Source organism: Microlunatus soli (assembly GCF_900105385.1).
Taxonomy (GTDB): domain Bacteria; phylum Actinomycetota; class Actinomycetes; order Propionibacteriales; family Propionibacteriaceae; genus Microlunatus; species Microlunatus soli.
On record NZ_LT629772.1, the window covers coordinates 2,831,868 to 2,847,272 of the forward strand.

At 65.4% G+C, this 15,405-nt stretch carries 14 protein-coding genes; 10 read left to right on the top strand and 4 right to left on the bottom strand.

Features of this window, described 5'->3' with window-relative positions:
* The first annotated feature begins 37 nt into the window (after window positions 1-37).
* The 3 genes from BLU38_RS13015 to BLU38_RS13025 are packed head-to-tail and all read left to right on the top strand — an operon-like array spanning window position 38 to window position 2,669.
* Complete coding sequence (locus BLU38_RS13015; RefSeq protein WP_091525408.1) at window positions 38-919, top strand: dihydrodipicolinate synthase family protein; 882 nt, start codon at window positions 38-40, stop codon at window positions 917-919.
* 33 nt (window positions 920-952) lie between these two features.
* Window positions 953-1,870, top strand: a complete 918-nt coding sequence (locus BLU38_RS13020) for a dihydrodipicolinate synthase family protein (RefSeq protein ID WP_091525410.1) — start codon at window positions 953-955, stop codon at window positions 1,868-1,870.
* Between the two features lie 13 nt (window positions 1,871-1,883).
* Complete coding sequence (locus BLU38_RS13025; RefSeq protein ID WP_172836133.1) at window positions 1,884-2,669, top strand: FadR/GntR family transcriptional regulator; 786 nt, start codon at window positions 1,884-1,886, stop codon at window positions 2,667-2,669.
* A 37-nt stretch (window positions 2,670-2,706) separates the two neighbouring features.
* Here the strand turns inward: BLU38_RS13025 and BLU38_RS13030 are convergent, their stop codons facing one another.
* From BLU38_RS13030 to nudC, 4 genes are all read right to left on the bottom strand, one after another.
* Window positions 2,707-4,332, bottom strand: a complete 1,626-nt coding sequence (locus BLU38_RS13030; RefSeq protein WP_091525414.1) for a DUF222 domain-containing protein — start codon at window positions 4,330-4,332, stop codon at window positions 2,707-2,709.
* 231 nt (window positions 4,333-4,563) lie between these two features.
* The gene (locus tag BLU38_RS13035; protein ID WP_091525416.1) at window positions 4,564-5,697 is read right to left on the bottom strand and encodes a phosphotransferase family protein; all 1,134 of its coding nucleotides are present in this window, start codon (window positions 5,695-5,697) and stop codon (window positions 4,564-4,566) included.
* On the bottom strand, window positions 5,597-5,998 hold the full coding sequence (locus BLU38_RS13040; protein ID WP_091525418.1) for a nuclear transport factor 2 family protein: 402 nt from the start codon (window positions 5,996-5,998) through the stop codon (window positions 5,597-5,599). Before BLU38_RS13040 ends, BLU38_RS13035 begins: the two co-directional genes overlap by 101 nt.
* Window positions 5,999-6,038: 40 nt before the next feature.
* Complete coding sequence (gene nudC / locus BLU38_RS13045; RefSeq protein ID WP_091525420.1) at window positions 6,039-6,926, bottom strand: NAD(+) diphosphatase; 888 nt, start codon at window positions 6,924-6,926, stop codon at window positions 6,039-6,041.
* A 264-nt stretch (window positions 6,927-7,190) separates the two neighbouring features.
* Between nudC and BLU38_RS13050 the strand changes: the two genes are divergently transcribed.
* From BLU38_RS13050 to BLU38_RS13080, 7 genes are all read left to right on the top strand, one after another.
* Window positions 7,191-9,464 (top strand): esterase-like activity of phytase family protein, encoded by a 2,274-nt coding sequence (locus BLU38_RS13050; protein ID WP_157683437.1) that lies wholly within the window; start codon window positions 7,191-7,193, stop codon window positions 9,462-9,464.
* 148 nt (window positions 9,465-9,612) lie between these two features.
* A complete protein-coding gene (locus BLU38_RS13055; protein ID WP_231920321.1) occupies window positions 9,613-9,996 on the top strand; it encodes a GntR family transcriptional regulator in 384 nt (127 codons plus the stop codon).
* Window positions 9,981-10,910 carry an ABC transporter ATP-binding protein gene (locus tag BLU38_RS13060; RefSeq protein WP_091525422.1) on the top strand — a complete coding sequence of 310 codons (930 nt, stop codon included), beginning with the start codon at window positions 9,981-9,983 and terminating at the stop codon, window positions 10,908-10,910. Before BLU38_RS13055 ends, BLU38_RS13060 begins: the two co-directional genes overlap by 16 nt.
* Entirely contained in the window at window positions 10,907-11,563 is a 657-nt protein-coding gene (locus BLU38_RS13065; RefSeq protein ID WP_091525424.1) for an ABC-2 transporter permease, read from the top strand. Before BLU38_RS13060 ends, BLU38_RS13065 begins: the two co-directional genes overlap by 4 nt.
* Before the next feature lie 463 nt (window positions 11,564-12,026).
* Window positions 12,027-13,433: an N-acetylglucosamine/diacetylchitobiose ABC transporter substrate-binding protein gene (ngcE, locus tag BLU38_RS13070; protein WP_091525426.1), complete on the top strand. Its 1,407-nt coding sequence runs from the start codon at window positions 12,027-12,029 to the stop codon at window positions 13,431-13,433.
* Window positions 13,430-14,410, top strand: coding sequence for a carbohydrate ABC transporter permease (locus BLU38_RS13075; protein ID WP_091525429.1), 981 nt, complete (start codon window positions 13,430-13,432; stop codon window positions 14,408-14,410). The genes ngcE and BLU38_RS13075 overlap by 4 nt, the downstream gene beginning before the upstream one ends.
* Window positions 14,407-15,309 (top strand): carbohydrate ABC transporter permease, encoded by a 903-nt coding sequence (locus BLU38_RS13080; RefSeq protein WP_091525431.1) that lies wholly within the window; start codon window positions 14,407-14,409, stop codon window positions 15,307-15,309. The genes BLU38_RS13075 and BLU38_RS13080 overlap by 4 nt, the downstream gene beginning before the upstream one ends.
* The last annotated feature ends 96 nt before the right edge of the window (window positions 15,310-15,405 follow it).

A 15,405-nucleotide genomic window follows, 5' to 3' on the forward strand; every position in this document is an offset into this window, starting at 1 on the left:
GCCGACAGGATCCCCAACCAGGAAGGAACTTCGCTCGATGTCCCGAACGGATGCGCCACGAGGCATGATCGCCCCAGCGCTGACACCATTCGATGCCGGCGGCGCCGTCGACTACGACTGTTTCCGCCGACAGGTCGCAGACCTACTCGATCGCGGCATGCACGGGATCAGCCCAGGCGGCAGCACCGGTGAAGGTGCCGTGCTCGACGACGACGAACTCGCAACCTTGGTCCGCATCGCGCGGGAGGAGGCCGCTGATCGACCGGTGGTCGCCGGCGTCATCCGTACCTCGACCAAGTCCGCTGTCCGGACGGCTCTGGCTGCCCGCGACGCCGGTGCGTCCGCATTGATGATCACTCCGACCTTCTACAACGTCCTGGTACCTGATGCGGCCGGCAACAAGGACTTCTATGGCACGATCGCAGAACAGGTCGACCTGCCGATCATCATCTACAACGTCGTGCCACAGAACGAGATCACCCCGGAGGTCTTCCTCGACCTGCTGGAGATACCGCAGATCATCGGGGTCAAGCAGAGCGTCGGCGGCGTGATGGCGATGTACGACATGCGGATCACCGCCGGCGACCGGGCAGCCGTCTACGGCGCCACCGACGAGATGATGTACAGCTGCCTCGCCCTCGGCGCGGACGGTGCGATCTCCGCGGTGCTATCGCTCTTCCCGGAGCAATGCCGCGAGATCTGGGACTGCGCCCAGAACGGCCGAACCGACCGGGGTCTGCAGTTGCAACGGCAGCTCTTCACCATCTGGAAGTCGGTCCGTGGTCCACAGTTCCCCGCCCGGATGAAGGCGGCAGCCGCGCTTCTCGGCCACGATCTCGGCTCCTGCCGTAGCCCGTCCTCACCCGTACCCGCCGACGTTCGCGCCGACTTGAAGGCCGCCGTCAGCACGCTGACCTGACCTGCCCATCGAACCTGCAAACGGAAGACACCCATGACCCAGTTCAGCAAGTCCCAGAACGGCCGACAGCTCGACCTCTCCGGCATCATCCCGCCGATGGTCACCGCATTCTCCCCCACCACCGAGGAGCTCGATCTCGACCTCATCCGTCAGGAGACCGAGTATCTGATCTCCACCGGGGTCGGCGCCATCTGCATCGCAGGGAGCACCGGCGAGGGGCAGGGCATGTCCGAGGAGGAGATCGGGCTGCTCAACCGGACCGTCGTCGAGCAGGCCGACGGTCGGGTACGCGTGCTTGCTGGCATCATTGCCGACTCGACGATCGAAGCCGTCCGCAAGGGTCGAGCGGCCGCGAAGGCAGGGGTTGACGCACTCCAACTGACTCCGCCGCACTACCTGTGGGCGCCGTCGATCGACAGCCTGGTGCATCACTTCGACGTGATCGGTGATGCCGTGGAACTGCCGTTGTTGATCTACAACGTCATCCCCTGGGTCGACATCGATGTGCATGCGATGAACGCGATCATCGACCGCTCCCCCTGGGTACTTGGCGTCAAGCAGAGCGGCGGTGATATGCACAAGGTCGCTGACATGCTGGCCGTGCTGCACGAGAAGGTGCCGATCACAACCGGCATTGACGACCTGCTCTATCCCACCTTCGTGCTCGGCGTCGACGGTGCAATCACCTGCATGACTGCGGTGTTCCCCCGCGAGACCAGGCGACTGTATGAACTCGTCCGGGAGCAGCGGCACGACGAGGCCCTTGCGCTGCATCAGAAACTGCTACCGGTGTGGCGATCCATCGAGGGGCCGGGGATGCCAGCGAACGCCAAGTACGCACTCTCACTGCTCGGCCGGGACAACGGCGTGGCTCGCAGCCCGATCACACCTCCCGATGAGGATCTCAAGCTACGTATCCGGACTGAGCTGGAGAAGGCACAGCTGGTGTGATCACAGTCGCCGAGTGTCCAGGATCGTCAGCAGCCGGTCCGGGCACTCGGCTGTGTTCTATAATCCGAGCCGACCGCCGTTGAAGGAGGCTAGCGTGGCGCGACCCCGACGACGGGTGACCGAGGATGTACTCACGGTCCTTCGCGGCCAAGCGGAGAAGCTCCCGATCGGGGCGAAGATGCCGACCGAATCGCAGATCGTCGAGGAGCACGGGGTCAGCAGGCAGACCGCGCGCGAGGTGTTCGCGATCCTCCAGTCCGAGGGCTACGTCGAGATCCAACACGGCAAGGGTGCCTTCATCGTGGACAAGTCGGCAAACGACGTGGCCAGGTTTCAAGGATGGTTCCGAGGCAACCAGTTCGAGATCGCTGAGCTGCTGGAGATGCGTGCCGCTGTCGAGCCATACGTTGCCGAGCTGGCCGCCGCCCGGATGACCGGCGATGATCTTGAACGCCTGCACGCCTCGGTCGAGGAGTTCGAAGCAATCCTGCGAGGGGACGATGTCGACGCGAAGGTTGCGGCGGACGAGGCATTCCACTCATTGATCATGAAAGCCAGCGGCAACAAGGGGCTCACCACCTTCTACGAGACCTTCATCCCGAGCCTGCGGGAGTATCGCAAGCGCGTCTTCTCGCCGCCCGCCGATCCATTGCTCGCGTTGCCCCACCACCAACGGATCTATCAGGCGATCTCCGACAGAGATCCGCGTAATGCGTACGAACAGATGCGCGATCACATCGAACATTCGCGGCTGGACGTCCGCAGGCTTGCGAGCGAAGCACCGTCCGCCTCGGACTGAAAGCGCCGCGATCCGCCCACCGGGTTCTGGCAACGACTCAGCCGGCTTCGGGTATGGGCGCGCTGGTGTGCCAGATGTGTTGGGCGAACTGTCCACGACCGAGGTCGTGGCCGCCGGTCGCGTTGACCAGAAACACTCTGCCGTCCGGCGCCCGGAACAAGAACGTCCCGGGCTCGGCTCGTCGCCGTTTCCACAGTGCGTGGGTGATCACATTGTGTTCCCGGCGGCCGGTGGGGCCGAGGTTGTCTTCCCTGGTCTGGGCCGGGATGCCGTCGACGTAGGGGATGTTGTGGTCAAGATCAAGACGACGCCCGATCGACCCGGAGAACGGGAACATGCTGCCGGGGTATTTCAGGAACAGGCGTTCCCGCATCGCCCGCGGGATCTCATAGGAGTCCACGGGTGTCAGGTCGACCGATAGGTCGACGACGGGTTTGACGGTGAGGTTGCAGTTGCCGAGCCAGTCGGCGACCAGGGTGGAGACCATGGGGCCGATGTCTTCCACCCGGGTGACACCGAGTCCGGTGTCGAGGGTCTCTTTGGCGATGTGGACGTAGAGGGTGGCGTCGGGCCGGAACTTCGCCGGATCGATCTGGCCGATCGCAGCGAGCGCGAGTTCGGCGAGCCGGTGGTCTTGATCAACACGCGGGAACCGATCGGTCGTGCCGTCGTCGCCCTGAGGGTCCGGCGGCGGTTCGTCCTCGGAGTCGGGATCATCGGGTGGCGGTTCACTCGCGTCATGATCATGCGGTTGCGAGCCTGCCTGATCGGACGCGGACGGCCGGCGGACCGTGTCACTCGCTGCTGGTTCCGGGCAGAGGGAGTCGTCGTCAGGATCGGGATCGAACAGCGTGGGTTCGGTGTCTTCGGCGATCATCCGCACCGCGTCCAGCGGGTTGGCCAGAATGTCGACGGCAGCGGCCATCCGTTCGTCTTTGGTACCGGTGTGTCCGCAGCGGGCCAGGATGTCGGCGATTCGGGCGACCTGGGCATAGAACCGGATCACGGCCGGGGTCTTGGCCTTGATGAACATCCCTTTGATGCCATGGTCGTTGCTCTGGTTGATCCAGACCCCGACATCCTCGGCTGCCTGCTCGGCCAGCTTGGCGATGTTGTCGGCGTCGACCCGGATGATGACGGCGTCGAGTTGGCTCATCAGCCGGCCGTAGCTGAACCGGCCGACCAGCTCGGCAATCGAGCGGTCAACCTCCAGTGCTTGCTCCACAGTCAGGTGATGGGTGTGGCGGGCGATGGTCTGGCAGTCCAGGGCGGCGACCTCGTAGTGGCAGAGCCGGGCCCAGAGTCGGGGGAAGCGGTGGCGCAGGTCCAGGGCGTCGGCGATGATCCGTTCGGTGGTGCCGGTGGATTTGTGCAGGGTGCCGGCCAGGTCGGTGACGCAGAATCGGGCGAGTTCTGGGGTGCCGTCGCCGCCGGGGTGGATGGGCCGGTCGCCGCCGGGGAGGGCGAGTTGATGCGGGGCGATACCGTCGGCGGGGTGTTGGTCGGCGAAGGTCGCGGCGAGTTGGAGTCGGTTGGCTCCGGTGACGCGTTCGAGTCGGTCGGCTGCTTCGATCTGGGTGAGGAGTTGGTCGGTGGTCAGGCAGGCCGGGTCGACACCGGGCCCGGTGAGGGTGGTGTCGATCAGTCTGCTGCCATCGATCATGTGATCAACACTAGACACTGGTTCTGACAGTTTGTGCTAGTCGGGATCCCAAGCCAGCAACAGATATCCACAGATTCTGAGGGAGAATCTGAAGCTCAAGCCGACTGCCCCTCGACAGGGTCAGGGCCTTGTGTTTTGATCACCGAGGTGTTTCGACCATCGAGTTGGTGCCGTTCGACAAACCGAGGGCGTCTTCTTGATCATCGAGTCGGCGGCGACGGGAGTTCACCGTCAGTCCTGCTGGAGGAGCTGTCTCCATCGATCCGGGACGGCAGTCGTGAAGAACCTCAGGATCTCGAGCAACCGTGCTCCTCTCGGCGCGGACCAGTTGCGGGTCTCCGAGCTGGACGGCCTGCCGAGCAGTTTGGCCAGAGCGAAGAACAGCTGATACCAGAGCACGCTCGCCTCGAGCGCTGCGACCTCAGCCGGAGTTCGTTGCCGGCAGGCGACCTGGCGATAGGCGTCCACCACGTCGGGAAGCGCCGACGTTCGGAACCCTGCCAGGTCACGCATCGGTTCACCCCAACAGGCAGAACCCCAGTCGATGATCGCGGACACGTCTCCGGAATCGTTGAGGATCAGATTCGACGGCATCACATCCCCGTGCAGCAGTACCGGCTCCGAACGGCGCGCACCCCTGGACTCCAGCAGACTGAACCACCGCTGCAACCATCCAGCTTGGGTGCGGCCGATCTCGCCACCACTGGTCAACTCGTCGAGCAGTTCCTCGACGGAGAAATCGGCGGTCCCAACGCTTCGGACGGACGTCTCGACGTCTCTGCGAATCGCATGCAGGCCGGTCAGGATCTCGAACAGCGAACCGTAGATCCGATCGCCGCCGTCCGCCAGGGAGGGCAGGTCCCCGATCTCTCGCCCGTGCAGTCGTTCCAGCACGATGTAGCTGTTGTCGCCGAGTTCGTGTGTCGCATCGAAGCTCACGAGCTCGGCCGTCGGAATCCCTCGATCCCGTACCAGGCCGATGACCTCCGCCTCCTTGACGAGCCGCTCCTCGAAGCGTCGCTGCCGCGGCAGTCGGAGAACAAGGTCGCTGCCCAGATAGATCGTGAGATTGACCTGTCCCTGTCGCGGCGCAACGGTCACCTCCCGATCCGGGACGCCGAATCGTCGAGCGACCGCGCGAACAGTGTCGGCGAACTCATCCGGAACTGCAGAAACGTCCACCTCGTCACCCTTCTCCGCCGGTACGACGCCGCAGGGACTTCCCTTCACCGTAACGGGCGATTCGACGATCGGGCCCGACAGGCTAGGGCCGGCTCGGGTGCAGCGGTCTGCGCCGTGGCAGCACGACGCGTCGAGCGATCCGCCAACCCTCAGGTGTCCGGACCAGCTCGTCCTCGTAGACAACCGCGGCCACCGAACCGTCGGTCAGCACACCGAGGCCCTTGCTGACGGCCGAGGCGACATCGTCCTCCAGAGCGACCACAACGATGTTGGTCACCAGGTGGCCCACCGGATTCCGGTCGCCGAGCTGCCGGCCGGCGTCCGTCATCGCCTGCGGACCGACCAGGACACCGCCGCCGAGCGCGGTGACGTCATAGACGACATCTGCGGTGACCAGCTCGTCGAGCCGGTCGAATCGGCCCTCGTCCATCAGGTGGCCGTGCAGGTTGATCAACTCGTGGATCCGCAGCCGGTCGTCGGTCACGACAGCACCGCTTCAGATCCTCGATCCGGCGCGAAGTTGATCATGGCCGGATCGACTCCAGCCAACCGCTCATCAGCCAGGACGAGATCGACCATCCGCTGACCGGCCCGTTGAGCCGCGGGAACAGCACCTGCCGGGCCTCCTCCCGGGTGAACCAGTGCGCCTCGGCGATCTCCACCGGATCGATGGTGATCTCCTGATCCCGCGCGGTGCCGTAGAAGCCCACCATCAGACTGGACGGGAACGGCCACGGCTGACTGGCGGCATACCGTACGGTGTCGACCGCGACCGAGGTCTCCTCCATCACCTCACGTCGGACAGCGTCCTCCAGCGCCTCGCCCGGCTCGACGAAGCCGGCCAGAGTCGAGAACCGTCCCTCCGGCCAGCCGGCGCCACGGCCGAGCAGCGCCCGGTCCTGATCATCGGTGATCAACATGATCACTGCCGGGTCGGTGCGGGGAAAGTGTTGAGCCGAGCATTCCGGACACTGGCGGACGTGACCGGCCGCGACGATCTCGGTCGGTGCGCCGCAGCGCGCACACCGCGGATGCGTCCGGTGCCAGTTGGCGATCCCGACCGCCTGGGCGAGCAGGCTGCCGTCCAGCGCTGTCAACGTCGGCAACAGGTCGCGTACCGGCGTCGGCTGCAACTCCTCGGCCGACTGCTCGACGATCACCGCCCACCAGGCGGTCTGCTCGGGGTCCTCACCGGTCAGCCCGAGGAAGATCCGTTCCCCCTCCGGCGCCTCGTCGGAGGCCAACCATCGCGGTGCACCGTCGACGGCTCCGACACTGCTGCCGTCGACCACTGCGACGCGGCTGGTCGGCGACTTCCACAGCGCATCCAACCGGGCTGGGTCGCTCCGCACCTCGGCGGCCCGGTCGATCTGCTCGGACCAGAAGGCGAATTCGGGGTGCGACACAGTCATGGTTGACGAGGCTAGTCGGCAAACCCCGGACACCGTCAGGCGGGTCACCGACACTCGGGACGACCCGTCACCTGGATGTCACTCAGATGTTGCGAGCCGCTGGTTGGGTCGGCTCCGAGCTCGGCGGGCCGCAGCGCCCGGGAGTGCAAACGAATCAAGCAGCAGGCCTGGCGATCGCGGCCAGGATGATCGGGGGAAAGAGTGCGTCGTCATCTCATTGCGGGCATCGGAGTCTTCGCCCTCTGTGCCGGCAGCATCGCCGCCATGCCGGCCGCCGAAGCCCATGGCCACCGCTACTTCGACCGGACCGCCACCTACCCGGTGTACCTGAATAACGGTTCCGATCCACAGGCAGAAACCGTCGCGGAGATCTCCGCCGTCAGCTCCGACGGCAACACCCTGATCTACACCGACGCGGTCGCCAAGCAGCTCGGCTTCCTGGACATCACCGATCCGCAGGCACCGCAGGGTCGGGGCACGCTCTCGCTGTCCGAGCTCGGTGACACCGAGGGCGAGCCGACCTCGGTCGCGGTGCACGGTGACTACGTGCTGGTCGTGATCAACACCAGCGACTCCTTCACCGAGCCGTCCGGTCGGGTCGACATCGTCCGGGTCTCCGATCATGAACGCGTCCGCAGCATCGAGCTACCCGGCCAGCCCGACTCCATCGCCGTCGCGCCCGACGGCAGCAGCGCAGCCATCGCGATCGAGAACGAACGCGACGAGGACGCCGGCGACGGCGGACTGCCGCAACAACCACCGGGACAGCTGACGTTCCTACACGATCTTGACAGCACCGACCCGGCCGACTGGACCAGCCAGGACGTCGACATCGCCGACGATCTCTCCGGGATCGACGGGATCGACACCCCGCAGGACCCCGAGCCGGAGTACGTCGCCTACTCCCCCGACTCCAGCAAGGTCGCGTTGACCCTGCAGGAGAACAATGCGATCGCGATCTTCGACCCCACCGACGACAGGATGATCAAGGCGTTCACGGCCGGCACCGACACGGTCAGCGGCGTCGACACCAAGGAAGATGATCAGATCGACCCGACCGGGACCATCACCGACGTGCCGCGGGAACCGGACGGCATCACCTGGCTCGGCGATGATCATCTGGCCACCGCCAACGAGGGCGACTGGAAGGGCGGCACCCGCGGCTGGTCGGTGTTCGACGCGCGGACCGGCAAGGTCGCCTGGGATGCGGGCAACACCTTCGACCGGGAGGCGATCCGGCTCGGGCTGTATCCGGAGAGCCGTTCGGAGGACAAGGGCACCGAGCCGGAAGGCATCGCCCATGCCGAATTCGGCGGCACCCCGTACGTGTTCGTCAGCTCCGAGCGTGGCAACTTCGTAGCGGTCTACGACGTCTCCGACCCGACCGCTCCGCGGTATGTCCAGACGCTGCCGACCACCAACGGCCCCGAGGGCGTGCTGCCGATCCCGGGTCGCAACCTGCTCGCCGTCTCCAGTGAGGAAGACGACCCGGACAACCTGGTCCGGGCAAGCGTCGGCCTGTTCTCCTTCGGATCCGAGGCGTCGGGCGCCAAGACGTCTGGGGCGGGGAAACCGTTCTTCCCGTCGATCGAGTCCGCCGACGTCGACGGCGCACCCATCCCGTGGAGCGCGCTCGGAGCCCTGACCGCCGACCAAGATCATCCGACCCGGCTCTACAGCACCACCGACGCCGCCTACACCCCGACCCGGATCCTCGGCATCGACACCGCCCGCACGCCGGCCACCATCGACACCCAGCTGACGATCACCAAGGACGGCAAACCGTACGGGCTGGACGCCGAGGGCATCTACCAACGCCCGGACGGCAGCTTCTGGATCGCCGCCGAGGGCGCGACCGGTCCGGAGAACAAACTGGTCGAGGTCGCTGCCGACGGCGCCGTGCAGCAGGAGATCGGGTTGCCGGCCGAGATCGCCGACCAGCTCGGCAAGCAAGGCCTGGAGGGTGTCACCGCCCAGGTCGTCGACGGCACCGAACAGGTCTACGTCGCCGTCCAACGTGAACTCTCCGGCGACCCGAAGGGAACCGCGCGGATCGGCCGCTACACCCCGGCCACCAAGACCTGGACCTGGTACGGCTACCCGCTGGACAGCACCGCCACCGCCGGCGACTGGATCGGGCTCAGCGAGATCACCGCGGTCGATGATCATCGCCTCGCCGTCATCGAGCGGGACAAGCTGAACGGACCGGACGCCAAGATCAAGAAGGTCTACACCGTCGAACTTCCCGCCGACAGCACCGGTGGCTCGACCGGAGTCACCCGGACCCCTGCCGACAGCGACGCGATCAGCGCGACCCTGAAGAAGACCGAAGCCGTCGACGTGCTGCCGTTGCTGCAGAAGACCAACGGCTGGACCCAGGAGAAGCTCGAGGGCCTGACCATCGCCCGCAACGGCAAGGTGTTCGCGATCACCGACAACGACGGTGTGAAGGACGCGACCGGGGAGACGGTGTTCCTGCGCCTCGGCAACCGCAACCAGATGTTCGGTCCGTCTCACAAGCCGGGACACCATCACTGACGACCGCGCGCCAAGACAAGTCACCGCAAGCCCGTCCGACCTGGTGTCGGACGGGCTTCGGCGTTCCCGTGCTCGCGAGCCCGGTCGAGCCGGCTTGGGCCTGACCCGAACCACTGCTACTGTTATGGTGTACATATACAGTTGACTGGTGGGGAACGTGCAGATCATTTTGTCGAGCACCAGTGCGGTGCCGATCTACGAGCAGATCAAGACCCAGATCCGGCATGCCATCCACAGCGGCGACATCGCCGAGGGTGCCCGACTGCCGTCGCTGCGGCAGCTGGCGGCCGAGCTGCGGGTCAGCGTGATCACGGTGACCCGGGCCTACAACGATCTGGTGGCCGAGCAGCTGGTCAGCAACGAGCACGGACGCGGCTTCGTCGTCCGACCGGTCGACAGCACCGTCGCCGGCGCCGCACTGGCAGAACGGTTCGACCGCGCGGTCGTCGAACTCGTCGCCGCCGGCCGCTCGGCGCACCTGAACATCGACGACATCAACCGAGAGGTCGAAGCAGAATGGAAACGACGCTGACCGAAACTGCAGTCCTGACCCAGGGACTGCAGAAGAGTCGCGGGACGTTCGCCCTGCGGGAAGTGGACCTGCGGATCCCGACCGGCTTCGTCACCGGCCTGGTGGGGCCCAACGGTGCCGGCAAGACGACCTTGATCAAATGTCTGCTCGGGCTGGTCGAGCCGGACGCCGGCTGCGTCAACCTGTTCGGCACCGAACCGGCCGCCAACGTCGGCATCCAAGAGCGGGTCGGCGTCGTCCTCGATCGGATCACCGCCGCACCGGAATGGCGCGCCGGATCGATCGGGCGGCGGATCGGCGGGCTGTACACACACTGGGACGAACCGCTCTTCACCGAGCTGTTGCATCGCTTCGAGGTGCCCACCGGCAATCGGGTCGACGCACTGTCCCGTGGACAGACGGTCAAGCTGTCCTTCGCGATGGCACTGGCCCATCATCCGGAGCTGTTGATCCTCGACGAACCGTCCAGCGGACTCGATCCGGGCGCCCGTCGGGAGCTGACCGACACGATCCGGGAGTTCATGATCGACCCGAGCCACACGGTGCTGTTCTCCACCCACATCACCTCCGACCTGGACGATCTGGCCGATCACGTCGTCGTCCTCAACGCCGGCACGGTCGCCTATACCGGAATGCTGGATGAGCTGCATGAGCAGTTCGCCGTCGTCCGCGGGCAGGCGCCGTTCCCCGAGGCCGCCCGGCCGTCGACGATCGGTCTGCGGATCGAGACGTCCGGCCGCTACGAGGGTCTGATCCGGGTCGAGGACACCTCCTGGTTCGGCCCGGAGACCGTCATCGACGCCGCCAGCACCGACGACATCGTGGTGCACTTCGGCGAACAGGCTCGCGCCGACGCAGCAGCCGGCCGTCCTGCACCTGATCATCGGCAACACGGCAAGGAGATCCGTTCATGATCGCCACCTTCACCCGTTTCGACCTCCGCAACTTCGCCACCACCCAGCCGGCACGAGTGATCATCCCGCTGGCCTTCGTCGTCGTCTTCGGGGCGACCCTGCCGGTGCCGGGGATGCCGATCCTGGCCGGCGCGATCATCGCCTCGGTCACCGCCTCGTATTCCTTCCAGGGCGACGAACGCGGCCTGCTCGACACCCTGTACGCGACCTCGCCGATCAGCCGCCGAGCGGTCACCGTCGGACGCTACCTCTCCGCACTCGCGATGGCGGCTGCGGCGATCGGTCTCGGTGTGATCACCACCCTGGTGTTGAGCGTCGTCCGTGACCAGCAGCTGAGCTGGCCGCTGATCGCGATCATGCTGCTCGGGTCGTACGCGATCGTTGCCGTTGCGCTGTCGGTCCAGCTGCCCTGGTTCTTCGCCATGGGGTTCACCCGCGGCCGACCGATGATCTTCATCCCGGTGGCCGTGATCGCCGTGGCCGGTTGGATCGCCGGCCAGACCGGCATGCTGAGCGGGAGGTCGTCGTCCACCTTCGGTGCGATCGACGCCCCGCCCGCCCTGGCCGTCGTCGCCGTGCTGGTGCTCGGTACGGCGCTGCTGGCCGCCTCCGCCGCCCTGGCCACCCGCCTCTACCGCAACCGCGAACTCTGACCCATCCGGACCGACAAGGGCAATATGGCACCACGTACTGCCATCCGCCCCCTATTGCTCGACTTCCCGGGGCGATATTGCGCCAGGTGCTGAGAAATGCGCCGCCGGGGGTGAGGTGATGGTCTGCGATCGGTACGGCGGTGGGGTCCGGCGAGTCTCGTGGCGGACTCGACAGTCGAAAGGTTTCAACGCCTTCGAGGGTCTCCGAACGGGAAGAATCTGGGCCAGATGTAGGAAAGTTTCGCACTTCTTCCTGTTTTGGCATGCCGTCACCCTGCTCATTGCCCGATGATGTTACGACTAGGAGAAGTGACCAACGGCAGGGCCGATCGCATCGTATGCTGAGCAAAACTGTCCGTTTGGGGCGGATTCGATCACATGTAGCCACAAGGGGCGTGGTGACGGTCGGAGGCAAAACCAGTTCCCAGACACCGACGTCGGGACCAGGAGAAGGGCAGACCGAATGACTGAGACGAGAACGCTAGGGCGACGGACCCTGCTGCGAGGGTCGCTGGCAGCAGCCGTCGCGGTGCCGTTCGGCGGCGTACTGGCGGGCTGTGCAACCGCCGGGGGCGGCGGCCCCAAGCAGGAGACCGGAGAGAAGTCCGGTGACAACCCGTTCGGGGTGCCGGACGCCTCGGCCATCGATGCCGTGATCTTCAACGGCGGCTACGGTTACGACTACGTTCAGTTCGCCGCTGACCAGGTGAAGAAGAAGTTCCCCAAGCTGAAGCCGAAGGTGTCGCCGTCGACACAGATCTCGCAGGAGCTGCAGCCGCGTTTCGCCGGCGGCGACCCGCCGGACCTGATCGACAACTCCGGCGCCGGCGCGATCACGTTCACCTCGATCCAAGATCAACTCGAGGAACTGACCGACGTCGTCAACGCCAACAACTACGAGGGCAAGAAGATCGCCGACACCCTCTACCCCGGCACCATCGAGGCCGGCACCTACGGCGGCAAGCTGTTGCAGCTGAACTACGTGCTGTCGGTCTTCGGGATCTGGTATTCGGCCTCACTGTTCAAGCAGTACGGCTGGACCACGCCGGCAACCTGGGATGAGGTGCTCGATCTCGGGGCCAAGGCCAAGGCGAAGAAGAAGTACCTCTTCGTCTGGGGCAAGGAGGCGGCGACCTACTACCAGACGCTGGCGATGGACTCCGCGGTCAAGGAGGCCGGCGACGACTTCCGGCTGCCGCTGGAGAACCTGAAGCCGAAGTCCTGGTCGCATCCGGCGATCCAGAAGGTGTTCACCGCGCTGGAGACCGCGGTCAAGAAGGGCTACTTCAAGCCGGGCGGCTCGGGCACCCAGTTCACCGCCGCGCAGGCGCAGTGGAGCAACGCGCAGGACGCCGTCCTCTATCCGTCCGGTTCCTGGATCGAGAACGAGATGAAGGACCAGACCAAGGAAGGCTTCGAGATGACCGGCTTCAACACGCCGGACGTCTCCGCCAACGGTGCGCTGCCGAGTGAGGCGCTGCACAGCACCGCCGGTGAGGGCTTCCTGGTGCCGACCAAGGGCAAGAATCCGGCCGGTGGCAAGGAGATCCTGCGGGCCATGCTGTCCAAGGAGGCCGCTGCCAACTTCGCCAAGACCAAGCTGGCACCGACGGTAGTGAAGGACACGCTGCCCGAGGACGCCTTCGGGTCGACGGCGTTGAAGTCGCAGGTCAAGCTGCTCGAGGCCGCCGGGAAGAACACCTTCCGGTTCACCACGATCGGCACCTACGGCATGAACACCGACCAGCTGGTCGTCTGGAACAGCTTCCTGTCCGGCAAGATCGACGCCAAGGGCCTGACCTCGGGCCTGCAGAAGATCATGGACAAGGTCGCGGCCGACGACTCGGTGAAGAAGACCGAAGCCAAGTGACTGCACAGGTTCAGACGACGTCGCCGGGCAGCACCCGGCGGCGTCGTCGGCGCTGGACCTTTGACAAGATCAGCTTCCTGGCGGTCTTCCTCGGGGTGCCGTTGGCGATCTTCTTGATCTTCGTGATCTCCCCGTTCGCTCAGGCGATCTACTACTCGATGACCAACTGGTCGGGCTTCAGCACCACGATGGATTTCGTCGGACTGGACAACTTCAAGGCGCTGCTGACCGACGACCTGTTCCGCAAGGCGCTCGGCAACAACATCATCCTTTTGATCGTGTTGCCGATCCTGGTGCTCGGTGTGGCGCTGATCCTGGCGTCGTTGGTCACCGTCGCCGGCAGCAGTCGCGGTCAGGTGCGCGGGCTGAAGTACTCGGGCATCTATCGCGTGGTGTCGTTCTTCCCCTACGTCATCCCAGGCATTGTGATCGGCCTGGTCTGGGCTCAGATCTACGACCCGAGCGCCGGGCTGCTGAACGGCATCCTGACCGGGATCGGTCTTGACCAGTTCGAGGCCTACCCCTGGATCGGTGACTCCCGGACCGCCATGGGAGCGACGATCTTCGCCATGGCATGGGGCGGCATCGGCTTCTACATGGTGCTGTTCATCGCCGCCATCCGCGGGATCGAACCGGAGCTGTTCGAGGCGATGCGACTGGACGGCGCCGGTCGCTTCAAGACCGCGATCCACCTGACGATTCCGATGATCAGGGACAACGTACAGACCGCCTACATCTATCTCGGCATCGGCGCGCTGGACGGCTTCGTTTTCGTCCAGGCGCTGAACCCGGCCGGTGGCCCGGAGAATTCGACCCTGGTGATGGGCCAGGTGCTGTTCCGCACCGCCTTCACCCAGGGCAAGTTCGGTCTGGCAACCGCGATGGGCGTCGCGCTGGCCCTGGTGACGCTGGCCTTCGCAGCCTTGGTGTTCATCGTGAATCGACTGACCGGCGCAGAGAAGGACACCGCGCGATGACCACGACGACGCTGTCGGCGGAGCAGTCCGAGACCTCCGCCGTCGATGCCAACCGCAAGGCCCGTGACACTCCGGGCGAGAAGATCTTCGGTGGCGTCGCCCACCTGATGTTGATCATCTGGTCGATCATCGTCGTCGTCCCGATGCTGTGGACCCTGCTGTCCTCGTTCAAGACGTCGAAGGAGATCTTCGCCTCACCGTTCAAACTGCCGGCCAAGACGCAGTGGGTGAACTACGCCAACGCCTGGCAGCAGGCAGGCATCGGCCGGGCCTTTCTGAACACTGTGATCGTGGTCGGTGGCGCGCTGCTGCTGGTGATGATCTTGGGAGCGATGTGTGCCTACGTGCTGGCGCGGGTCAGTTTCCCCGGCCGGCGGGCGATCTACTACCTGATGCTGGCCGGGCTGACCTTCCCGCCGTTCCTGGCGATCGTGCCGTTGTTCTTCGTGTTGAAGAACTTCGGCCTGCTGAACACCCTGCCAGGGTTGATCATCGTGTACGTGGCGTTCGCGCTGCCGTTCACGGTGTTCTTCCTGTACTCGTTCTTCAAGACCCTGCCGTACGAGATCGGCGAGTCGGCGGCGATCGACGGAGCAGGCGAGTGGCAGACGTTCTTCCTGGTGATGTTGCCGATGGCCCGTCCCGGGATGGCGTCGGTGGCGATCTTCAACTTCCTCGGTCTGTGGAACCAGTTCCTGCTACCCATCGTGCTGAACACCGACAAGAACAACTGGGTGCTGTCCCAGGCGATCGCCTCGTTCGCCTCCCAGGCGGGCTATCGCACCGACTTCGGGATGCTGTTCGCCGCGGTCATCATCACCATCGTTCCGGTGCTGATCATCTACGTCATCTTCCAGCGTCAACTGCAGGGCTCGGTCACGGCGGGCAGCCTGAAGTGAGCCGGTGCTGACCAGATCCTGATCCAACCGGAAGACCGCTGAGCCGCCGGCTCGGCGGTCTTCCGGCCGTTCGGGGCACTACGCTGGCCCGCCGGA

Coding starts and splice junctions, on each gene's coding strand:
- BLU38_RS13080 (WP_091525431.1), top strand. CDS start 14,407: ATGACCACGACGACGCTGTCGGCGGAGCAGTCCGAGACCTCCGCCGTC.
- BLU38_RS13050 (WP_157683437.1), top strand. CDS start 7,191: ATGCCGGCCGCCGAAGCCCATGGCCACCGCTACTTCGACCGGACCGCC.
- BLU38_RS13065 (WP_091525424.1), top strand. CDS start 10,907: ATGATCGCCACCTTCACCCGTTTCGACCTCCGCAACTTCGCCACCACC.
- BLU38_RS13015 (WP_091525408.1), top strand. CDS start 38: ATGTCCCGAACGGATGCGCCACGAGGCATGATCGCCCCAGCGCTGACA.
- BLU38_RS13020 (WP_091525410.1), top strand. CDS start 953: ATGACCCAGTTCAGCAAGTCCCAGAACGGCCGACAGCTCGACCTCTCC.
- BLU38_RS13060 (WP_091525422.1), top strand. CDS start 9,981: ATGGAAACGACGCTGACCGAAACTGCAGTCCTGACCCAGGGACTGCAG.
- ngcE (WP_091525426.1), top strand. CDS start 12,027: ATGACTGAGACGAGAACGCTAGGGCGACGGACCCTGCTGCGAGGGTCG.
- BLU38_RS13030 (WP_091525414.1), bottom strand. CDS start 4,332: ATGATCGATGGCAGCAGACTGATCGACACCACCCTCACCGGGCCCGGT.
- nudC (WP_091525420.1), bottom strand. CDS start 6,926: ATGACTGTGTCGCACCCCGAATTCGCCTTCTGGTCCGAGCAGATCGAC.